This window comes from Mycobacterium sp. 236(2023), from assembly GCF_029623955.1.
Classification (GTDB): domain Bacteria; phylum Actinomycetota; class Actinomycetes; order Mycobacteriales; family Mycobacteriaceae; genus Mycobacterium.
This window is the reverse complement of sequence record NZ_JARSBP010000002.1, coordinates 417,184-437,156: the sequence shown is the minus strand read 5'-3', so window position 1 is coordinate 437,156 and position 19,973 is coordinate 417,184. Positions and strand designations below refer to the sequence as shown.

19 protein-coding genes and 3 tRNA genes are annotated in these 19,973 nt (G+C 68.0%); 10 read left to right on the top strand and 12 right to left on the bottom strand.

All coding sequences use genetic code 11. The features are described from left to right. Nucleotides 1-102: 102 nt before the first annotated feature. The 11 genes from rplA to P9A17_RS04545 form a co-directional block, all read right to left on the bottom strand. On the bottom strand, nucleotides 103-816 hold the full coding sequence (gene rplA / locus P9A17_RS04595) for a 50S ribosomal protein L1 (protein ID WP_278037413.1): 714 nt from the start codon (nucleotides 814-816) through the stop codon (nucleotides 103-105). A gap of 103 nt (nucleotides 817-919) precedes the next feature. Continuing rightward, the gene (gene rplK, locus P9A17_RS04590; protein WP_024444644.1) at nucleotides 920-1,348 is read right to left on the bottom strand and encodes a 50S ribosomal protein L11; all 429 of its coding nucleotides are present in this window, start codon (nucleotides 1,346-1,348) and stop codon (nucleotides 920-922) included. A gap of 44 nt (nucleotides 1,349-1,392) precedes the next feature. Beyond that, nucleotides 1,393-2,082 (bottom strand): transcription termination/antitermination protein NusG, encoded by a 690-nt coding sequence (gene nusG, locus P9A17_RS04585; RefSeq protein WP_278038604.1) that lies wholly within the window; start codon nucleotides 2,080-2,082, stop codon nucleotides 1,393-1,395. Between the two features lie 195 nt (nucleotides 2,083-2,277). Further along, a complete protein-coding gene (gene secE, locus P9A17_RS04580; RefSeq protein ID WP_278037412.1) occupies nucleotides 2,278-2,724 on the bottom strand; it encodes a preprotein translocase subunit SecE in 447 nt (148 codons plus the stop codon). A gap of 64 nt (nucleotides 2,725-2,788) precedes the next feature. Then, nucleotides 2,789-2,861, bottom strand: a tRNA-Trp gene (locus P9A17_RS04575). 126 nt (nucleotides 2,862-2,987) lie between these two features. Then, the gene (gene hadC / locus P9A17_RS04570; protein WP_278037411.1) at nucleotides 2,988-3,524 is read right to left on the bottom strand and encodes a (3R)-hydroxyacyl-ACP dehydratase subunit HadC; all 537 of its coding nucleotides are present in this window, start codon (nucleotides 3,522-3,524) and stop codon (nucleotides 2,988-2,990) included. Between the two features lie 10 nt (nucleotides 3,525-3,534). After that, complete coding sequence (gene hadB, locus P9A17_RS04565; protein ID WP_278037410.1) at nucleotides 3,535-3,963, bottom strand: (3R)-hydroxyacyl-ACP dehydratase subunit HadB; 429 nt, start codon at nucleotides 3,961-3,963, stop codon at nucleotides 3,535-3,537. After that, a complete protein-coding gene (hadA, locus tag P9A17_RS04560; RefSeq protein WP_278037409.1) occupies nucleotides 3,950-4,429 on the bottom strand; it encodes a (3R)-hydroxyacyl-ACP dehydratase subunit HadA in 480 nt (159 codons plus the stop codon). The genes hadB and hadA overlap by 14 nt, the downstream gene beginning before the upstream one ends. 25 nt (nucleotides 4,430-4,454) lie before the next feature. Beyond that, nucleotides 4,455-4,622 carry a 50S ribosomal protein L33 gene (gene rpmG, locus P9A17_RS04555; protein WP_003929651.1) on the bottom strand — a complete coding sequence of 56 codons (168 nt, stop codon included), beginning with the start codon at nucleotides 4,620-4,622 and terminating at the stop codon, nucleotides 4,455-4,457. A 47-nt stretch (nucleotides 4,623-4,669) separates the two neighbouring features. Then, a tRNA-Met gene (locus P9A17_RS04550) sits at nucleotides 4,670-4,743 on the bottom strand. A 31-nt stretch (nucleotides 4,744-4,774) separates the two neighbouring features. Then, nucleotides 4,775-4,847: transfer RNA gene (locus P9A17_RS04545), tRNA-Thr, on the bottom strand. 146 nt (nucleotides 4,848-4,993) lie between these two features. On the opposite strand from P9A17_RS04545, the gene P9A17_RS04540 reads away from it, so the two are divergent. The 5 genes from P9A17_RS04540 to P9A17_RS04520 all read left to right on the top strand — a co-directional run bounded on the left by P9A17_RS04540 (nucleotide 4,994) and on the right by P9A17_RS04520 (nucleotide 9,439). Then, nucleotides 4,994-5,710: an MBL fold metallo-hydrolase gene (locus tag P9A17_RS04540; protein ID WP_278037408.1), complete on the top strand. Its 717-nt coding sequence runs from the start codon at nucleotides 4,994-4,996 to the stop codon at nucleotides 5,708-5,710. Beyond that, nucleotides 5,686-6,291 carry a DUF4352 domain-containing protein gene (locus P9A17_RS04535; protein ID WP_278037407.1) on the top strand — a complete coding sequence of 202 codons (606 nt, stop codon included), beginning with the start codon at nucleotides 5,686-5,688 and terminating at the stop codon, nucleotides 6,289-6,291. Before P9A17_RS04540 ends, P9A17_RS04535 begins: the two co-directional genes overlap by 25 nt. A 94-nt stretch (nucleotides 6,292-6,385) precedes the next feature. After that, nucleotides 6,386-7,435, top strand: coding sequence for a DUF2235 domain-containing protein (locus tag P9A17_RS04530; protein ID WP_278037406.1), 1,050 nt, complete (start codon nucleotides 6,386-6,388; stop codon nucleotides 7,433-7,435). A 282-nt stretch (nucleotides 7,436-7,717) separates the two neighbouring features. Further along, the gene (locus P9A17_RS04525) at nucleotides 7,718-8,419 is read left to right on the top strand and encodes a crotonase/enoyl-CoA hydratase family protein (RefSeq protein WP_278037405.1); all 702 of its coding nucleotides are present in this window, start codon (nucleotides 7,718-7,720) and stop codon (nucleotides 8,417-8,419) included. A 27-nt stretch (nucleotides 8,420-8,446) separates the two neighbouring features. Next, the gene (locus P9A17_RS04520; protein WP_278037404.1) at nucleotides 8,447-9,439 is read left to right on the top strand and encodes a magnesium transporter CorA family protein; all 993 of its coding nucleotides are present in this window, start codon (nucleotides 8,447-8,449) and stop codon (nucleotides 9,437-9,439) included. Here the strand turns inward: P9A17_RS04520 and P9A17_RS04515 are convergent. Further along, nucleotides 9,417-10,520: an FAD-dependent oxidoreductase gene (locus P9A17_RS04515; RefSeq protein WP_278037403.1), complete on the bottom strand. Its 1,104-nt coding sequence runs from the start codon at nucleotides 10,518-10,520 to the stop codon at nucleotides 9,417-9,419. The genes P9A17_RS04520 and P9A17_RS04515 overlap by 23 nt on opposite strands. 122 nt (nucleotides 10,521-10,642) lie before the next feature. Between P9A17_RS04515 and P9A17_RS04510 the strand changes: the two genes are divergently transcribed. Genes P9A17_RS04510 through recD form a run of 5 tightly spaced genes read left to right on the top strand, consistent with a single transcriptional unit; the run spans nucleotide 10,643 to nucleotide 19,959 of the window. Continuing rightward, nucleotides 10,643-11,401, top strand: a complete 759-nt coding sequence (locus P9A17_RS04510) for a DUF3060 domain-containing protein (protein WP_278037402.1) — start codon at nucleotides 10,643-10,645, stop codon at nucleotides 11,399-11,401. Then, the gene (locus P9A17_RS04505) at nucleotides 11,398-11,658 is read left to right on the top strand and encodes a hypothetical protein (protein ID WP_278037401.1); all 261 of its coding nucleotides are present in this window, start codon (nucleotides 11,398-11,400) and stop codon (nucleotides 11,656-11,658) included. The genes P9A17_RS04510 and P9A17_RS04505 overlap by 4 nt, the downstream gene beginning before the upstream one ends. Before the next feature lie 47 nt (nucleotides 11,659-11,705). Next, complete coding sequence (recC, locus tag P9A17_RS04500) at nucleotides 11,706-14,990, top strand: exodeoxyribonuclease V subunit gamma (protein ID WP_278037400.1); 3,285 nt, start codon at nucleotides 11,706-11,708, stop codon at nucleotides 14,988-14,990. Continuing rightward, the gene (recB, locus tag P9A17_RS04495; RefSeq protein WP_278038603.1) at nucleotides 14,990-18,283 is read left to right on the top strand and encodes an exodeoxyribonuclease V subunit beta; all 3,294 of its coding nucleotides are present in this window, start codon (nucleotides 14,990-14,992) and stop codon (nucleotides 18,281-18,283) included. The genes recC and recB overlap by 1 nt, the downstream gene beginning before the upstream one ends. Then, nucleotides 18,280-19,959: an exodeoxyribonuclease V subunit alpha gene (gene recD / locus P9A17_RS04490; protein ID WP_278037399.1), complete on the top strand. Its 1,680-nt coding sequence runs from the start codon at nucleotides 18,280-18,282 to the stop codon at nucleotides 19,957-19,959. The genes recB and recD overlap by 4 nt, the downstream gene beginning before the upstream one ends. Nucleotides 19,960-19,973: the final 14 nt, after the last annotated feature.

Here is a 19,973-nt window from a genome sequence, read left to right as displayed (position 1 = left end):
AGGATCGGGCGAGGCCAGGACGGCGACCGAGGAGCACTCACATTCGCTCGAATGCAAGAAACCCCGCACCGATGGTGCGGGGTTTCTTGTTGGGGTGACGGCTTACGCCGACTCCTCCGTGAAGTTGCGGGTCACCGCCGGATCCACCGGGATGCCGGGGCCGGTGGTCGTGGAGACGACGACCTTCTTCAGGTAGCGGCCCTTCGACGACGACGGCTTGGCCCGAAGGATCTCGTCGAGCGCGGCGCCGTAGTTCTCGGCGAGCGCCTTCTCGTCGAACGATGCCTTGCCGATGACGAAGTGCAGGTTGGCCTGCTTGTCGACACGGAAGTTGATCTTGCCGCCCTTGATGTCGTTCACAGCCTTCGCGACATCGGGGGTGACCGTTCCGGTCTTCGGGTTCGGCATCAGGCCACGCGGGCCGAGGATGCGGGCGATGCGGCCGACCTTGGCCATCTGGTCGGGCGTCGCGATCGCGGCGTCGAAGTCGAGGAACCCTCCCTGGATCTTCTCGATCAGGTCGTCGCTGCCGACGATGTCGGCGCCGGCGGCCTCGGCGGCCTCGGCCTTGTCACCGACGGCGAAGACGGCAACGCGCGCGGTCTTGCCGGTGCCGTTGGGCAGGTTCACGGTGCCGCGGACCATCTGGTCGGCCTTGCGCGGGTCGACGCCCAGCCGGATCGCGACCTCGACGGTGGCGTCCTGCTTCTTCGACGACGTCTCCTTGGCCAGCTTCGCGGCCTCCAGCGGCGAGTAGAGACGGGCCTTGTCGACCTTCTCGGCCGCTTCCTTGTATGCCTTGCTGTTCTTGCTCATTGGTTTCTCCTGAGTGATGAGTTCGTGGTTCCCGAGCCGAGCCGGCTCTCCCACGCGTTCGGGTACTGCGTACTACTCGACTGCGGTCTGGTCGATCCGCAAGCTACTCGACCGTGATGCCCATGGACCGGGCAGTGCCGGCGATGATCTTGGCGGCCTGATCGATGTCGTTGGCGTTGAGATCTTCCTTCTTGGTCTCGGCGATCTCGCGCACCTGATCCCAGGTCACCTTGGCGACCTTGGTCTTGTGCGGCTCGCCGGAACCCTTCGGCACGCCGGCGGCCTTGAGCAGCAGCTTGGCGGCGGGCGGGGTCTTCAGCGCGAACGTGAAGCTGCGGTCCTCGTAGACGGTGATCTCCACGGGGATGACGTTGCCGCGCTGCGACTCGGTCGCGGCGTTGTACGCCTTGCAGAACTCCATGATGTTGACGCCGTGCTGGCCGAGCGCGGGACCGACCGGCGGGGCGGGGTTGGCCTGCCCGGCCTGGATCTGCAGCTTGATCAGCCCGACGACCTTCTTCTTCGGGGGCATGGCTGTGCTTTCTCTTTCTCTTCCTGGTGGGCTCGGGGCCCGTCTTAAATCTTGGCGACCTGGTTGAAGGTCAGTTCGACCGGCGTTTCACGTCCAAAGATGGACACCAGCACCTTGAGCTTCTGTTGCTCGGCGTTGACCTCGCTGATGGACGCGGGGAGCGTCGCGAACGGGCCGTCCATGACGGTGACCGACTCGCCGACCTCGAAGTCCACCAGGATGACCGGGCGCTCGATGCCGCCGGCTTCCGATGTCGCAGCCGCGGCGGCCGCGGTGGACTTGCCAGGCTTCTTGGCCGCGGCGGGCGGAAGCAGGAACTTCACCACGTCGTCCAGCGACAGCGGCGACGGACGCGAGGTCGCGCCGACGAAGCCCGTCACGCCGGGGGTGTTGCGCACCGCGCCCCACGACTCGTCGATGAGTTCCATGCGGACGAGGATGTAGCCGGGCAGCACCTTGCGGTTGACCTGCTTGCGCTGGCCGTTCTTGATCTCGGTGACCTCTTCGGTGGGCACCTCGACCTGGAAGATGTAGTCGCCGACGTCGAGGTTCTGCACGCGGGTCTCGAGGTTGGCCTTCACCTTGTTCTCGTAGCCGGCGTAGGAGTGGATGACGTACCACTCGCCGGGCAGGAGCCGCAGTTCCTTCTTGAGCGCAACGGCCGGGTCTTCGTCTTCCTCGGCGTCTGCTGCTTCCGCGATCTCGGTGCTCTCGCCGGCATCGCTGCCCTCGATGACGTCAGTCACGTCCGTGGGTGCGGCGTCGTCAACGGCCTCGGCCGGGGTGCTGCTCTCGAGATGCTCGGCAGCCTCGTCAGCGATCACGACCGCCGGGTCTGCGGCCTCAACGCGCGCCTCGGACACGCTCGCGGCTGTCTCGCCGTCGAAGCTAGTCACAGGTCAGTCCTCTCTCAATGTCTTTCGTGCCGGTCAGGCGAAGATCCAGGTCACGAGCTTGGCAAGGCCCAGGTCGACCCCGCCGATCAACGCCACCATGAAGATCAGGAACAGGAGCACGACGGTCGTGTAGCTAACCATCTGCTTGCGGTTCGGCCAGATGACCTTCCGCAGCTCACCGACAACTTCCTTCAGGTAGTTGATGATGTAGGTGATCGGGTTGCGCGACGGCCCGTCCTTGGGCTTCTTGGCCGTCTTCTTCTTGCGCTTCGGACCGTCGCCGTCGTCCTTGGACCCCGAACTGTCCGTGTCGGGCGCGTCGTCGGTGTCGTCGGCGTCGTCGACGGCGCGCCTCGACCGCTTGCCGGTCGGCCGCAGCGGCCGCGTCACCACCGCGGTCTGCCCGCGGTTGTCACCGTCGTCGGTCTCCGCGCCGCTGTCGGTGTCCGCGGAGCTGACACCGTCGCGCTCGTCGCTCACCGCATGCCTTTCGTTCGTTGCCGGATGTTCACTTCCAGTATGACAACCGGGGGATCCAGTTGAGCAGGGGCGACAGGACTTGAACCTGCAACCTGCGGTTTTGGAGACCGCTGCTCTGCCAGTTGAGCTACGCCCCTTCAGTGATGCATTTCAGGGCTCACACAATTCGCGCGCTCCCCGTTCGGTCGATCAGAGCCGACGGACAGCGCGCTTAACTGGGAAAACCCCGAAGCCCGAGTGTAGCGCGACCCGGGTCTGTCTTACTAATCCGTTCCCGTCGCGGCAGGCTCGTCGTGGCGCACGGGAGTCCGCACGACCTGGCCGGTCTCGGGGTCCCAACCGGCCGAGATGGAGTTGTCACCTTCGTGGCCCATCAGCGTGGTGAACGCTTCCATGACGACCTCGCCGTGCTGGTCGGTCAGGATGTTCCGCGTCGTGACGATGTCGGCACCGAAGCGCTCGTCGACCGTCTCGATGTGCATGACACCGGTGAGGCTGTCCCCTTCCCTGATCGGCCGGTGGAAGAGGAACTTCTGGTCGACCTGAACGATCTGCATGGTCTCCATGCCGATGTCGACGTTCTGGAAGAAGTGCCGCTGGATCATCACGGCGAAGATCGACAGGAACGTCGGGCCGGCGACCAGCCCCTCGTGCCCGAGCGCGCTGGCGGCGTCGACGTCCAGCGATGCGGGATCGGTCGCTTTGACCGAGTGCGCGTACTGCCGGATCTGTTCGCGTCCGACGACGAAAGGGTCGGGGTACTTGTAGACCATCCCGCGGATGTCTGTCTTGAGGGCCATGCCTGGGTCCTTATGCCAGCTTGGCGACCGCGATCGCGCGGCCGAAGATCTTCTTGCCGCCCGAGGTTGCGCTCAGGGCGATCGTCACGGACTTCGCGTCGGCGTCGACGGACTTCACCCGTCCGCTGAACACGATCTCGGCACCCTTGCCGTCGTTGGGGACGGGCACGACGGCGGTGAAGCGGACGTTGTATTCGGTCACGGCGGCCGGGTCGCCGACCCACTCGGTGATGAATCCTCCGCCGAGGCCCATGGTCAGCATGCCGTGGGCGATCGCGGTGTCGAGGCCGACCTGCTTGGCGATCTCGTCGTCCCAGTGGATCGGGTTGAGGTCACCGGATACGCCGGCGTAGTTGACCAGGTCGGCCCGCGTCAGCGGGATGACTTTCTCGGGCAGTTGGTCGCCGACAGTGACCGAACTGAACTCACGAAGTGCCATCTGTGAAGCCACTCTCTCCGTCTTCTTCGCTACGCCCGGCCAGGGTGGTGTAGCTCTCCTGGACGACGTCGCCGTTTTCTCTGCTGACGATGTTCTTGGTGACGATGATGTCGGTGCCGTGCGCCTTGCGGACCGAGTCGATCCACACATCGCACACGAGGATGTCGCCGGCCTTGATCGGCTGGATGAACTTCAGCGCCTGGTCGACCTGGACGATCTGCGCGTCGGCGATGCCGATTCCGGCGGCCGCGAACATCGCGGATTGGGCTTGATAGCCGAAGATCGAGATGAAGGTCAAGGGTGCAGGCAGCGAGTCGTGCCCCAGGTCGGCGGCGACGGCCTCGTCGAAGAATTCGGCGCCGTCGTTCTTGACCGCGACGGCATACTCGCGAATCTTCTCGCGGCCCACCGAGTAGTGGTCGGGAAAGCGGAAATGCGTTCCGACGTAGTCAGCCAGCGACGACACGAGAGTTGAACCTACCTAGTAGGCCTCAGCGCGACTCTTTGTGGGCCTGGTGCTTGCCGCAGTTCGGGCAGAACTTCTTGATCTCGAGGCGATCGGGATCGTTACGGCGGTTCTTCTTGGTGATGTAGTTGCGGTGCTTGCACACCTCGCAGGCCAAGGTGATCTTGGGCCGTACGTCTGTACTGGAGGCCACGTCAGTCGTCTCTTTCTTTCACGTCATTCACGCATTGCACGGTCTTGTAGCGGTGGGGAGGCTCGATCTCCCGACCTCACGATTATGAGTCGTGCGCTCTAACCAGCTGAGCTACACCGCCCCGGCTCCCGGGCCACAGCCCGTTTCCACCGAGCCCCCTAACGGAATCGAACCGTTGACCTTTTCCTTACCATGGAAACGCTCTACCGACTGAGCTAAGGGGGCCTGCGCTCGCGCAAGTGCCGCAAGCCTTAAAGAGGGTACATTCTCACCGTTTCCGGCGCCAAACCGCTGGTCATCGCGGGCCTTTCGAGGCCGAAACCACCGTACGCGCTATTAAGGCGATCTGTTGTCTGCCTACGCTGACGGGTATGGCCGACACCGACCGCCTCTATTTCAAGCAGCTGCTCTCCGGACGTGACTTCGCGGCAAGCGACATGATCGCCCAGCAGATGCGCAATTTCGCCTATCTGATCGGGGACCGGGAGACCGGTGACACCGTGGTCGTGGATCCTGCGTATGCGGCACAGGATCTGGTGGATGCGCTGGAAGCCGACGGCATGCATCTGTCCGGGGTTCTCGTCACCCACCACCACCCCGACCACGTCGGCGGGTCGATGATGGGGTTCACCCTCGCCGGGCTGGCCGAACTGCTGGAACGGGTCAGTGTGCCGGTGCACGTCAACGCCCATGAGGCCGACTGGGTTTCGCGGGTCACCGGCATCGCCGAAAGCGAGTTGACCTCGCACCAGCACGGCGACAAGGTCTCGGTCGGTGCCATCGACATCGAGTTGCTGCACACTCCGGGGCACACCCCGGGCAGCCAGTGCTTCCTGCTCGACGGTCGCCTGGTCGCCGGCGACACCCTGTTCCTGGAGGGTTGCGGGCGGACCGACTTCCCCGGCGGCGACGTCGACGAGATGTTCCGCAGCCTGCAGGCGCTGGCGCAGCTGCCCGGCGATCCCACGGTCTTCCCCGGCCACTGGTATTCGGCCGAGCCGAGCGCGTCGCTGTCCGATGTGCGCAACACCAACTACGTCTATCGGGCGAGCAATCTGGACCAGTGGCGGATGCTGATGGGCGGCTGACGGTGGCGGCACCGCCGCCGGCGGACGGCTCCGGGGGTCTGCTGGTCCGCTATCTCTCTGTATGCGCCGCGCTGTTCGTGGTCCTGATCGGCGTGGTCATCTACAGCGTTGTGAGTGCGGGAAGCGGAGACGTCACGATCAGCGCGGCCGACGGTTCGACGACGCAGGTCACGGAGCCGACCGGGCCGGCATCTCCCCCTCCGGCCGGCGGCACGACGGACGGGCCGATGGAGTTCTCGGTGTCCTCTGCCGAATTCCGGCCGACGGTCACCTCGCCCGACGCTCCGGTCGAGAAGACAGCGGCCGGCATGTTCATCGTCGTGCAGCTGACCGTCACGAACACCAGCGACGCCCCGACGACATTCCTCGGGACCTTCCAGAAGCTCAGGGCCTCGGGAGAGGTGTTCTCGATCGACGATGAGGCCACTTTCTATGCCGGCGGCGGCAGCGCCGAACTCAATGCCGGTGATTCGGTCGACGTCGGGCTGGTCTTCGATGTGCCGCCCGGCACGGTCCCCGAATCGGTCGAGCTGCATGCCGACCCGACGAGCCGCGGCGTCGAGATGTCGCTGCTGCCGTAACCACGCCAGAACAATCCGTAAACCGCGGACGCCCACCGGCAGTTCTGGCAAACTCAATGGTCAGCGCTATCCGCCACTCACGTCGGGGGTCTTCGTGAAGAACATCGCGCTGTGCTTCGACCATGCCCGTGGCCTTCGCGGTGTCGGGGGAACCACCAACGCCACGGTGCTGGCAGACCTGATGCGCCCGGATGACGGGCAGATCGTGTGGTCGCCGTCCGGCATCGGCCGCACCCGCCTGAGCCGGCTCCATCGTCGACACATCCAGGCGAACGCGGCCAGGACAGCCGTCACCGAAGCGTATGGCTTCCTGGTTGCCGAATGGTCGCCCGGCGACCGACTTTTCCTGCTGGGCGCCGGTCTCGGCGCCGCCTGCGCGCGGGCGCTGGCCCGATTGCTCGGCACGGTCGGCGTCATCGACGCCGACGTGCCCGGTTGGACGGCCGCGGAGTTCCGGGAGTACGTGCTGGCCAACTATGTCCTGCCCCGCACCGGTCGCGACGACACGGACTGGGAGCGGTTCGGCCGGTTGGCCGTCGCTTTGTCGGGCGGCGACGACGTGGCGGTCGACGTAAATTTCCTCGGGCTGTGGGACACGGTCGCGGTACCCGGGTCTGGGTGCGCAGCACCGGTGCTCGGCAACGTTCTGGCGGCCCGGCACGCCGTCGCGATCGACGGCGGTTCCCGCGACGCGCAGCTGACGGGAAACGCCGGCGAGGCGGTGCAGGAGGTGTGGTTCCGCGGCGCGCACTGCGATGTCGCCGGCGATCACCACGCCTGTCAGGCGCTGTCGGGCATCGCGTTGGACTGGGTCCTCGACGGTGCCGTCCGGGCCGGGGCCCGGGTCCGCCAATCCCCGCAGCGGCATGCGCCGAACGCCGTCGACGCCCTCGCGGGCAGCGCGCACACGGTGTCGCTACGCACGTTGCCCGCGGACGCGGTGGTGCACGCGAGCGTGGAGAGCTACCTGCGTGCACATCCGTCGTATTGGCGACGCCTGCCCGCGCGGGTGGAATGGGCCGACCCGGACTGGGTGGCCCGCGCGGAACGACTCGTGCCGGGCTCTCCGCCGAACTCTGCGACCGCCCCCACCGTCGCCACGGAAAACCCGGCACCAGCCGTCCCCGAATTACTTCCAGGCTGAGCCGACCCCGCACTCCCACAGGCTCAGCTTCGGGACCCCGCTGCGCGAGCGGGTGCGACGGCGTTTGGCGCTGCGTTCGGATTCCAGATGTTCGGCAGAGCGTTTCCGTTTCGCACGCATGGCGTCCCCTTCGGTCGAGGCGCGATACCCCCTCGTGTACCGCGCACTGATGACGCTATGAACGCCCAGGCTCGACGTCGCGAGTAGTCGACTACCTCTTCTCGGACCGCCGCGCCAAACCCGGCTAGGTAGTCCCGCGGACGGCGCTGTTACGTTCGTCCCATGACCAGCACCGTCTCCTATGAGCTCGCTGATTCCGTGGCCACGATCACCCTCGACGACGGCAAGGTGAACGTGCTCGGGCCCGCCATGCAGGCCGCGATCAACGAGGCCCTCGACCGCGCCGAGGCGGACAAGGCCAAGGCTGTCGTGCTCGCCGGTAACTCCCGGGTGTTCAGCGGCGGGTTCGACCTCGCGGTGTTCCAGTCCGGCGACGCGGCCGCGGCGCTCGGCATGCTGGCCGGCGGGTTCAAGCTTTCCCTGCGGACGCTGACGTTCCCGGTGCCGGTGATCATCGCTGCGACGGGTCCTGCGATCGCGATGGGTTCGTTCCTGCTGCTGTCGGCCGATCACCGCGTGGGTCAGCCGAAGTCGCGCTGCCAGGCGATCGAGGTCGCGATCGGCATGACGATCCCGATCTCGGCACTGGAGATCATGCGGGCCCGGTTGACCCCTGCGGCGTTCGAGCGTGGAGCGGCGCTGGCGGCGACGTTCGTCGGCGACGAGGCGATCGCCGGCGGCTGGCTCGACGAGATCGTCGAGGCCGATCAGGTGCTGGCCCGCGCGCAGCAGGTGGCTGCCGAGGCAGCGGCCACGCTCAATGCGGGTGCCCATCTGGCGACCAAGCTGAAGGCGCGCAAGGGTGCGCTCGAGGCCATCCAGGCCGGAATCGACGGCCTGGCAACCGAGTTCACCCTCGGCTGACGCCGCCCGCGGTGTCATGATGGTCGGGTGACTCACGTCCGGGGCCGGATCTGGCGCGACGGCAAGCCGACTGACGATTTCGAGTTCTCGAAGATCTCGGACTGTCTGGCCTCCGACGACACCCTGGTGTGGTGCGACATCTACGATCCCGACCACGCCATCCTCAAGGATCTCGCCCAGGAGCTCGGACTGAACGTTTGGGCTGTCGAGGATGCGATCGCCGAATCCGAGCGCACCAAGGCTGTCGTGTACAAGACCCACACGTTCTTCACGGTGTACGAGGTGTCCGTCAAGGATCCCCCGCCCGTCGACGTCTCCGAGCCGACCCTCGAGATCCACCGCATCTCGGGCTTCGTGCTGCCGCGCGGTCTGATCACGGTCCGCCTGTCCCCCCATTTCGACATGGACGAGGTGTCGCAACGGTTCGACGAGCTCGGCGGCCAGGAGTACGGCGTCGGGTCGCTGGTGCACGGCCTGCTCGACGTGGTGGTCGACGGACACTTTGCCGCTGTCCAGGCTCTCGATGACGGTATCGAAAGCTTGGAGGACGAGCTGTTCGCCGAGCGTCCCACCCGGGGTGGCCTGCAGCGCAAGACTTTTCAGCTGCGCAAGGATCTGGTGGCGCTGCGCCGCGTGGTGCTGCCGATGCGCGAGGTGGTGACGACCATCCAGCACCGCAGGATGGACGCCAAGACTGCGGCGGAACTCGATCCGGTGTACGCCGACCTGTACGACCATGTGCTGCGGGTGTCGGAGTGGACGGAATCGTTGCGCGACATGGTGACCACGGTGTTCGAGACGAACCTGTCACTTCAGGACGCACGCCTGAACACGGTGATGAAGAAGCTGACGGGGTGGGCGGCGATCATCGCCGTCCCCACCGCGATCACCGGCTTCTACGGACAGAACGTGAGCTATCCCGGGATCGACACCGTCGGCGGTTTCGTGACGAGCACATCGGTGATCGTGGTCATGGTGATCGTGCTGTTCTGGGCGTTCAAGGCACGGGACTGGCTGTGACGTCCAACGTTCCGACGACGCGACCGCCTGAGCGGTAGGTCACGAAGAACCCGGTATCCCGCTCGGCGAGGGTCGACGAGTCGTAACCGCCGCCCCAGCCACGGTAGCTGAGCACGAATCGCCCTACCGTGCAGGTGAATCCGGGGATCTTGTTCCACACCGCGGTCGCTCCGGCGGCGGTGAGGCCGGCGACGAGTCCCTGCTGCGCCGCGTCCCGCCAGTGCTCCGAGATGACCGGACGGCCGGCGGCGACATTGTGGGCCATCGCGACATCGCCTGCGGCATAGATGTTCCGGGCCGATGTCCGCATGCGTTCGTCGACGACGACGCGGCCGCCCTCCGTTGCGAGACCGGCATCGGTGGCCAGCTGGATGTCGGGGCGCACCCCGGTGGCCGCGACGACGACGTCTCCGCCGACCGTGTCGCCCGTCGCCAGGGTGACACCGGTGTCACCGACGGTGTCGACGATGGCGTCGGCCACGACGCGCACGCCCGCGTCGCTCAGCATGTCGGCCACCCGCAGGCCGACGTCCGCCCCGAAACGCCGGCACAGCGGCGCGGCTTCAGGGAACACGAGGGTGGTGGTCAGCCCGAGCCGCGTCAGGCAGCTCGCGGTCTCGCAGCCGATCAGACCTCCGCCGATCACGACGGCGGTGTCGGCGAAGCGCGCCGCCATCCGCAGGGCGACGGCATCGGCGAAGGACCGCAGCGGTTGCGCGGCGCCACCACCGGGCACGCCGAGCGGCACCGCCGCCGACCCCGACGCCAGCACCAGGTGCCAGTACGGGTACCGGGCGCCACCCACGGTGACGACCTCCTGCGCGTCGACGTCGATGCGCTCGACGGTGACGCCGAGCAGGAGATCGATGTCGTGGCGGGCGAACCAGCCCGCGCTGTGCAGGTCGAGGTTCGTGTGACCGCCGCCAAGGAACTCCTTGTTCAGCGGTGGCTTGGCGTAGGGAAGGGCGGGGTCGGCGGAGAGGATCCGGACAGGGATGTGCGGGTGCCTGCGACGGAACGTCTCAGCTGCGCTGACGCCCGCGGGACCACTGCCGATGGCGAGAAAACCCGGTGCCGCCATGGTCTGTGGATACCACCACCCGGTCCGCGCGAACCCTGGGGCCGGGGTCCCCGTCAGGCTTTGGTCAGATTCGCTGTTGCAACCCGTTGAGCACGGGCGTTGCGGTGTGCAAACATCTGCGCATGGAGCCGTACGGGGATCCCGAAGCCCGCATCCGGGATCTTGAGCGTCCGCTCGCGGGTCGCGCCCAGTCCAACGAGCTGGGCACCCAGCCCTACGACGTCGCACCGCCGCCCACGGTGCCGGTTCCGCCGTACCAGTACGCGCCCCCACCTCCCCCGCCACCGCCGCTGGACCCGTACCAGGCTGCGCCGTACGGTCAGTACGACTCCCAGTACGGCACGCCGCAGTACACGTCGCCGTACTACGCAGCCCCGCAACACGTGGTGCAGAAGCGGTCGTCGACGACGTTGCTGTGGGTGATCCCGCTCGTCGTGGCCGGGATCCTCGCCGCGGGAACGATTGCGATCGTCGTCTACTTCAACGCGGCGAGCCCCGACAGCTACACCTACGACCCCAGCCCGCCGATCTCGGGCGGCGGCGGACCGCTCGACCCGCCGCGGATCCCGCAGGTCGATCCCATCGCCCCCGAGGAACAGGTCATCACGGTGGAGCCGGGCGGCTCGGTCAGCGTCAGCGGTGTCGACAAGACCCAGACCATCGTCTGTAACGGCGGCACGGTGAGCGTCAGCGGCGTGGAGAACACTGTCGAGGTCCAGGGCCAGTGTGCGGTTGTGTCGGTCTCCGGCATGAAGAACCGCGTCACCGTCGAGACGGCGGGCGCGATCAGCACGTCGGGTTTCGAGAACCGCGTGACGTACCGCACCGGCACTCCGGACATCAACAACTCGGGCCCGGACAACGTCGTCGAGCAAGGATGAGCGAAAAGACCACGGCACCAATACTTTCGGGGCAGTTCTCGAAAGCGATGGTGTACGCCGAGCTCAAACACCACAACCAGGTCCGCAAAGGCGGGGACGTCCCCTACGTCGGCCATCTGCTGTCGGTGACGAGCCTGGTCATCAACGACGGCGGATCCGAGGACCAGGGCGGTCCGCCGATCATCTCTGGTATTACGGCGGGCTCATCGCGGCCTATCGCAGACGCGGCCTGGACAGCTGGATGGTCGACGAATTGACCAGGGTTGTCGACGAACTCTCCGGAGCCGTCGTAGTCTGACCGCCGATGGCGCTGTACCTCCATCGGGCCGACCGCACCGATCTGCTCGCCGACGGCCTCGGCGCGATGCTGGCCACCCCGCCCCCCGACCCGTTCGCCGAGGACCTGGTCCTGGTGTCGGCGCGGGGCACCGAGCGATGGCTCAGCCAGCGGCTCTCGCACGTCCTCGGGGCGACCGGTCAGGACGGGATCTGTGCGGGGGTGACGTTCCGTCATCCGAGGTCGCTGATCGCGGAACTCAGTCACGCCGGGCAGGACGACCCGTGGTCGCCGGACGCGATGGTGTGGCCACTGCTCGACACCATCGACAGCAGTCTCGATCAACCGTGGTGCCGGACTCTGGCGACGCATCTCGGCCATGACGCAGCCGGTGAGGAGAAGGAGCTGCGCCAGGGCCGCCGTTACGCGGTCGCGCGCCGCCTGGCGGGTCTGTTCGCCTCCTACGCCGCTCAGCGCCCACAGCTGCTCGCCGACTGGGCCGAGGGGCGCACCGGCGATCTCGACGCCGATCTGAGGTGGCAATCCGCGCTGTATCGGGCACTACTGGCGAACGTCGACGCCGATCCACCGCACGTGCGGCACGCGAGAACCGTTGCCCGGCTGCAGGAGTCGGGTACCGATCTGCCGGATCGGATGTCGCTGTTCGGGCACACCCGGTTGCCGGTCACCGACATCGAACTGCTCTCCGCCCTGAGCACTCATCACGAGCTGCATCTGTGGCTCCCGCACCCCAGCGACGCGCTGTGGAACTCGTTGCGCGACGTGCACGGAACCGTCGCGCGGCGCACGGACACCTCGCACCGCGACGTGGGGCATCCCCTGCTGGCCACCCTCGGCCGCGACCTGCGTGAGCTGCAGCGCGGGCTTCCGCCGTCGGTCGTGACGGATGAGTGCCTGGGTACCGCAGACCGCCCGGCCACGCTTCTCGGCTGGCTGCAGTCCGATATCGCCGCCAATGTCGCACGGCCGCAGGGCCGTTCACACACAAAAGCAGACCGCTCCGTTCAGGTACACAGCTGCCACGGCCCCGCGCGCCAGATCGACGTGCTGCGGGAGGTACTGCTGGGGTTGCTCGCCGACGATCCGTCGCTGGAGCCGCGCGACATCCTCGTCATGTGCCCCGACATCGAGACGTACGCGCCGCTGATCGTGGCGGGCTTCGGCCTCGGCGATGTCGTCGAGGGTGTGCACCCCGCCCATCAGCTGCGGGTCAAGCTCGCCGATCGCGCACTGACACAGACCAATCCGCTGCTGGGCGTCGCCCACGACCTGCTCGGGCTGGCGGACAGCCGGGCCACCGCCAGCGAGGTACTCAACCTCGCCGAGGCGGCCCCCGTGCGGTTCCGGTTCGGATTCTCCGACGACGACCTCGACGCGATCGGCGACTGGGTGCGTGAGGCCAACATCCGCTGGGGCTTCGATCGCGACCACCGCCACCCGTACAACGTGGATTTCGTGCAGAACACCTGGCGTTTCGGCATCGACCGGGTGCTGGCAGGCGTCGCGATGTCCGACGACTCCCGCGCCTGGCTGGACACCACGCTTCCGCTCGACGACGTCAGCAGCAACCGGGTCGAGCTCGCGGGCCGCCTCGCCGAGTTCGTCGAGTTGCTGCGCACTGCTGTCACAGCACTGTCCGGCGCGAAACCGTTGGGCGCCTGGCTGGCTGCGCTGTCCGCGGGCGTGGCCGCCCTGACGGGCGTATCGGATGCCGATCTGTGGCAGGTCAGCCAGATGGAACGCGAGCTCAACGACATCGCGGCCGCCGCAGATACCCACCGCGACATCGTGTTACGCCTGCCCGATGTCAAGGCGCTACTGGATCGCCATCTCGCGGGCAGGCCAACCCGGGCCAATTTCCGGACCGGCACATTGACGGTGTGCACGATGGTGCCGATGCGGTCGGTGCCCCATCGCGTGGTGTGTCTGGTAGGTCTCGACGACGGGGTCTTCCCCCGGCTCGGTGCCGTCGACGGCGACGACGTCCTGGCTCGTGAGCCGATGACGGGCGAGCGCGACATCCGTTCGGAGGAACGCCAATTGCTGCTGGATGCCATCGGCGCGGCCACCGAGCAGCTGGTGATCACCTACACGGGCACCAACGAGTACAGCGGGCAACGCAAACCGCCCGCGGTGCCGGTGGTCGAGCTGCTCGACGCCCTCGACGTGACCACGCAGTCGCCCGTCAGTGGACGCGTACACATCACACATCCGTTGCAGCCCTTCGACGTCGACAACGTCACGCCCGGGGCGCTCGGAATGCCCGACGGTCAACCGTTCTCGTTCGACCCGACCGCCCTGACTGCTGCGAAAGTGGCTGCGGGACATCGCGCGGAGCGGCCCCGCCTGCTCGGTGAGCCGCTTCCCGCGCAGCCGCCCGGTGACGTGGCGCTCGACGAACTCGTCGCCTTCTTCAAGGACCCGGTGAAGGGCTTCTTCCGGGCGCTGGACTACACGCTGCCGTGGGATGTCGATGCGGTCGAGGATTCGATGCCGGTCGACATCGATGCGTTGAGCGAGTGGAAGATCGGCGACCGCATGCTCGACGACATGGTGCGCGGGATGACTCCCGCCGATGCGCAGCAGGCGGAGTGGCGCCGCGGGTCGCTCCCGCCGGGGCGTCTCGGCTGGCGCAGGGCGCAGGAGATCGCCGCGCGTTCCGCCGCGCTGGCGGCCGCGGCACACCAGCACCGTCGCCAGAAGCCCACGGCGGTCGACGTCGACGTCGTCATCGCCCCGAGACGGCGGGTGACGGGGACGGTTCCGCAGCTCTACGGCGACCGCCTGGTCGACGTCACGTACTCGAAGCTGGACGGCAGGCACCTGCTCACATCGTGGATCCGGTTGGTGGCGTTGACCGCCCAGGATTCAGGCACGGAGTGGCTGGCGGTGTGCATCGGCAGAGGCCGGAAGGGTGACCAGACCAGGGAGCGGCTGCTCGGGCCGCCCGAGTCCGCCGCGGACGTGTTGCGCGACCTGGTCGCGATCTACGACGCGGGCCGGCGCGAACCGATCCCGTTGCCGCTCAAGACCTCCTACGCGTGGGCGGAGGCCAGGTACAGCCGTGGATGGCCGGAACGTGAGTCCCGCTACAAGTGGGCATCGGGCAAGTTCCCCGGCGAGGGTGAGCAACCCGCGCACGAACTCGTCTGGGGTAGACGCTCCCCGGTGGAGGTGCTGATGACGCCGGTCAAGCCGGGCGAGGAATGTGACGACGAGAAGACCCGCCTGGGCGCCTACGCCGCGCGACTGTGGCTACCGCTGCTGCACGCCGAGAGGGGCGGGCAGTGATGGAACCCTTCGATCTGCTGGGCCCCCTGCCTGCGCCGCGCACCACGACGGTATTGGAGGCCAGCGCGGGCACCGGCAAGACGTTCGCGCTCGCCGGGCTCGTCACCCGCTACGTCGCCGAGGGCGTGGCCACCCTCGATCAGATGCTGCTGATCACATTCGGGCGTGCTGCCAGCCAGGAGTTGCGGGAGCGGGTGCGTGGGCAGATCCGCGACGCACTAAGGGCTTTCGACGATCCGACGGTTGCTATCGACAATGAGATCATCGCCCATCTCCTCGACGGCACCCCCGAGGAACGGGCCGAGCGCCGGCTGCGGCTGCGCGACGCGCTGGCCGGTTTCGATGCCGCGACGATCGCCACCACGCATCAGTTCTGTCAACTGGTGCTGCGTTCGCTCGGGGTGGCCGGTGACTCCGACTCCGGCGTGGAGCTGGTGGAGAGCCTCGACGATCTGGTGACCGAGATCGTCGACGACCTGTATCTCGCGCATTTCGGGCAGGAACGCGACGAGCCGCTGCTGTCCTACGACGACGCTCTCGGTCTCGCCCGCGAGGTCGTCGGTAACGCGCATACCGAGTTGCGCCCCGAAAACCCTGCCCCGGGTTTCGATCCCGCGGTCCGGGTGCACTTCGCGAGGGCGGTCTGCGCCGAGCTGGAAACGCGCAAACGCAAGCTCGGCATCCTGCATTACGACGATCTGCTGTCGCGGCTGGCCGATGCGCTCGAGGCTCCGGACTCACCGGCCCGCGCCCGCATGCAGCGCAGGTGGTCGATCGTGATGGTCGACGAGTTCCAGGACACCGACCCCGTGCAGTGGCAGGTGATCGACCGCGCGTTCAGCGGACAGTCGACCGTGATCCTGATCGGTGACCCGAAGCAGGCGATCTATGCGTTCCGCGGCGGCGACATCGTCACGTATCTGCACGCCGCGTCCACTGCCGGAGCGCAGAGAACCCTTGGCACCAACTACCGCAGCGACGGCCCGCTCGTCGAGCGCCTGCAGGTCGTCATGCGCGACGCCCAGCTCGGCGACCCGCGGATCGTCGTGCGCAAGGTCGAGGCACGGCACGCCGAGCATCGCCTCAAGGGCGCACCGCACAACGACCCGTTCCGACTGCGGGTCGTCAACCGCGACCAGTTCGGTACGCGACCCAACCGTGTCATCCCGATCGACACTCTGCGCCAACACATCCCGAAGGATCTCGCCACCGACGTCGCGGCACTGCTGGCGAGCGGTGCGACGTTCTGCGATAACCCCCTCGCACCCGGGGACATCGCGGTGATCGTGGAAAGCCACCGCGATGGGCACGCCTGCTTCGACGCGCTGGCCGACGCCGGTGTGCCCGCCGTGTACACCGGCGATTCGGACGTCTTCACCTCCCCCGCAGCCGACGACTGGCTGTGCCTGCTCGAGGCGTTCGACCAACCGCACCGGTCCGGGCTGGTGCGGGCTGCGGCCACGACGATGTTCTTCGGTGCCACCGCAGAAGACCTTGCCGGTCAGGGTGATTCGCTGACCGACGACGTCGCCGAGACAGTGCGCCGGTGGGCCGGTTTCGCCCGCGAGCGCGGCGTGGCGGCCGTCTTCGCGGCCGCCCAGCTCGCCGGTATGGGCGACCGCGTGCTGTCGTGGGTGGACGGCGAACGCCACATGACCGACCTCGCGCACCTCACCCAGATCCTGCACGACACCGCTCATCGCGAGCATTTCGGCCTGCCTGCGCTGCGGGACTGGTTGCGCACCCAGCGCGAGGAGCGCGGAGGTACGACGGAACGCAACCGCCGCCTCGACAGCGATGCCGCGGCAGTCCAGATCATGACGGTCTGGGTGAGCAAGGGATTGCAGTTCCCGGTGGTGTATCTGCCGTTCGCATTCAACCGCAACGTCCAGAGCCGCGACGTCGTGATGTACCACGACAACGACACCCGTTGCCTGCACATCGGCGGAGAGCTCAGCCCCGACTTCGCCGCGGTCCAGCAGCAGGGCCGGCGGGAGGCCGCCGGCGACGACGTCCGGCTCACCTACGTCGCACTGACACGCGCGCAGTCGCAGGTGGTGGCCTGGTGGGCGCCGTCCAACGACGAACCCAACGGCGGCCTGTCCCGGTTGTTGCGGGGCCGCGCGCCGGGTGACCCGATCGTGCCGGACCGCTGCGATCCGCCGCGGATCGACGACCCCGAAGCGATGGCGCTGCTTCGCGCGTGGGCCGACCGGGGCGGTCCGGTCCTGGAGGATTCGATCGTGGCGGCCGGCACTGATATCGAATTGCCCGGTCCCCCAGATGATCTCGAGGTACGACATTTCCACCGGCGCATCGACACGTCCTGGCGGCGCACGTCGTATTCGGGGCTCATCCGGGCCGCCGAGCAGCCCCGCGGCGTCAGCAGTGAGCCCGAGGTCGCCGAGCTCGACGACGAGGCGGGCGAGGTGACTCTGCACGAGCGGGTCCCCGTGGGCGAGGATGTGCCGTCGCCGATGGGTGAGATGCCGATGGGCGCCACGTTCGGAACGCTCGTGCACGCCGTCCTCGAGACGGCCGACCCGCACTCCGCCGACCTCGCCGCCGAACTGGAGGTCTCGATCGCCGAGCACTCGGTGTGGTGGCCGGTCGATGTGGCGGCCACCGACCTCGCCGCGGCGATGGTGCCGATGCACGACACTCCGTTGGGCCCGCTGCTGCCCGGCGTGACGCTGCGCGCCATCGGCCTACGGGACCGGTTGCGGGAGTTGGACTTCGAGTTTCCGTTGGCCGGCGGGGACCGCCGCGGTGCGGCGCCGGCCATCTCGCTCGCCGACGTCGGACGTCTGCTCCGCGCGCATCTTCCCGGCGGAGATCCGTTGGCGCCCTATGCCGACCGGCTGACCGGCAGCGTGCTGGCCGCTCAGTCGCTGAAGGGCTATCTGAACGGGTCGCTGGACGCGGTGCTCCGGGTCGGTGACCGCTACGTCGTCGTCGACTACAAGACCAATTGGCTCGGTGAGCCCGGCGTGCCGCTGACCGCCGCGGATTACGGGCAGGCCCGGATGGCCGAGGCGATGCTGCACTCCGATTACCCGCTCCAGGCTCTGCTGTATTGCGTTGTACTGCACCGCTTCCTGCGATGGAGGCTTCCGGGATACTCCGCGCAGCGCCACATCGGCGGGGTGTTGTACCTGTTCGTGCGCGGCATGTGCGGTGCACAGACGCCGGTGGTCGACGGACACCCGGCGGGCGTCTTCAGCTGGCAACCACCGCCGGCGCTGATCGAGGCGTTGTCCGACCTGCTCGACAGCGGAGCGGGGGCACAGTGACTCTGGAAGCTTTCGTGGAGTTGTTCGAGCCGGCGGATCTCCATGTGGCACAACGGCTCACCACGCTTGCCAAGGACGAGGACCCCAGCGTGGCGCTGGCGGTCGCACTGGCCGTGCGCGCGCTGCGTGGCGGCTCGGTGTGTGTGGACCTGCGGTCGGTCGCCGATCAGACCGGAGTTCCCGACCTGCCCTGGCCTGCGCCCGACCAGTGGCTCGCCACGGTGCAGGCCAGCCCGCTGGCCGCGGAGAAGGTGCTTCGCGTGCAGGGCGACCTGCTCTATCTGGACCGCTACTGGCGCGAAGAACAGCAGGTGTGTGACGACATCCTTGCGCTGCTCTCGGCGCCTCCGCGACCGGTGGTACCCGCTGCCGAGCGCCTGTTCCCCGCAGGGTGGGAGGAGCAGCGCGCGGCGGCCGAGGTCGCGCTGCGGCAGTCGCTCACGGTGCTCACGGGCGGGCCGGGCACCGGCAAGACGACGACGGTCGCGCGGCTGCTCGCCGCGATCGCCGACCAGGCCGACGGCGCGCCGCCGCGGATGGCGCTGGCGGCGCCGACCGGTAAGGCGGCCGCCCGGCTGCAGGACGCGGTGGCGGCCGAAGTCGGCAGGCTGGACGCGGTCGACCAGGCCCGGCTGGCCGGCCTGACCGCGACGACGCTGCACCGGCTGCTCGGCAGCCTTCCGGACACGTCGTCCCGGTTCCGGCATCACCGGGGCAACCGGTTGCCGCACGACGTCATCGTCGTGGACGAGACGTCGATGGTGTCGCTGACGATGATGGCCCGGCTGCTCGAGGCGGTGCGCCCCGATGTCCGGTTGTTGTTCGTCGGCGACCCCGACCAGCTGGCATCGGTCGATGCGGGCGCCGTGCTGGCAGACCTCGTCGACGGGCTGGGCGACCCTGGCGTCGTGGAGCTGAGAACGTCGCACCGGTTCGGGGAGACGATCGGGGCGCTGGCGCAGGCCATCCGCAGCGGCGATGCCGACGCCACGGTGGATCTGCTGCGCGAGGGCGGCGACGCGGTCGCGTGGCTCGACACCGACGACCCGGCCGAGGAGCTGCGCCCGGCGCTGGTCGCCCGTGCGGCGGAACTGCGGGAGGCCGCGCTGCTGGGCGACGCGGCGTCCGCGCTGGCCGTCCTCGACGGGCACCGGTTGCTGTGCGCGCACCGGTCGGGCCCGTACGGGGTGGCGCACTGGAACCGCCGCATCGAGCGCTGGCTGGCCGACAAGACGGGGCAGGCCATGTGGTCGCAGTGGTACCCGGGCAGGCCGCTTCTGGTGACCGCCAACGACTACGGTCTCGGCGTCTACAACGGCGACACCGGCGTCGTCGTGGCCGCACGCGACGGGCTGCGGGCCCACATCGGGTCGGCGCGGGGTTCGCTGCAGTTCGCGCCCGGACGTCTCGGCGAGGTCGAGACGATGTTCGCGATGACGATCCACAAAAGCCAGGGCAGCCAGGCCGACGAGGTGACGGTGTTGATGCCGCCCGAGGATTCGCGGTTGTTGACCCGCGAGCTGTTCTACACGGCCGTCACGCGCGCCAAGAAACGCATTCAGGTGGTCGGCACCGAGGCGTCTGTGCGCGCGGCGGTGGGGCATCGCGCCGTCCGGGCGTCGGGGCTGGCCCGGCGCCTGCGCGACCACGGGAAGGTCACGATTACCGCAGGCTGAAATGAATTGGCCCG

Excerpts from the sequence above, each read along its gene's own strand:
- rplA (WP_278037413.1), bottom strand. The coding sequence starts at position 816 with ATGAGCAAGAACAGCAAGGCATACAAGGAAGCGGCCGAGAAGGTCGAC.
- rplK (WP_024444644.1), bottom strand. The coding sequence starts at position 1,348 with ATGCCCCCGAAGAAGAAGGTCGTCGGGCTGATCAAGCTGCAGATCCAG.
- hadC (WP_278037411.1), bottom strand. The coding sequence starts at position 3,524 with ATGGCCCTCAAGACAGACATCCGCGGGATGGTCTACAAGTACCCCGAC.
- hadB (WP_278037410.1), bottom strand. The coding sequence starts at position 3,963 with ATGGCACTTCGTGAGTTCAGTTCGGTCACTGTCGGCGACCAACTGCCC.
- P9A17_RS04540 (WP_278037408.1), top strand. The coding sequence starts at position 4,994 with ATGGCCGACACCGACCGCCTCTATTTCAAGCAGCTGCTCTCCGGACGT.
- P9A17_RS04525 (WP_278037405.1), top strand. The coding sequence starts at position 7,718 with ATGACCAGCACCGTCTCCTATGAGCTCGCTGATTCCGTGGCCACGATC.
- P9A17_RS04515 (WP_278037403.1), bottom strand. The coding sequence starts at position 10,520 with ATGGCGGCACCGGGTTTTCTCGCCATCGGCAGTGGTCCCGCGGGCGTC.
- P9A17_RS04510 (WP_278037402.1), top strand. The coding sequence starts at position 10,643 with ATGGAGCCGTACGGGGATCCCGAAGCCCGCATCCGGGATCTTGAGCGT.
- P9A17_RS04505 (WP_278037401.1), top strand. The coding sequence starts at position 11,398 with ATGAGCGAAAAGACCACGGCACCAATACTTTCGGGGCAGTTCTCGAAA.
- recC (WP_278037400.1), top strand. The coding sequence starts at position 11,706 with ATGGCGCTGTACCTCCATCGGGCCGACCGCACCGATCTGCTCGCCGAC.
- recB (WP_278038603.1), top strand. The coding sequence starts at position 14,990 with ATGGAACCCTTCGATCTGCTGGGCCCCCTGCCTGCGCCGCGCACCACG.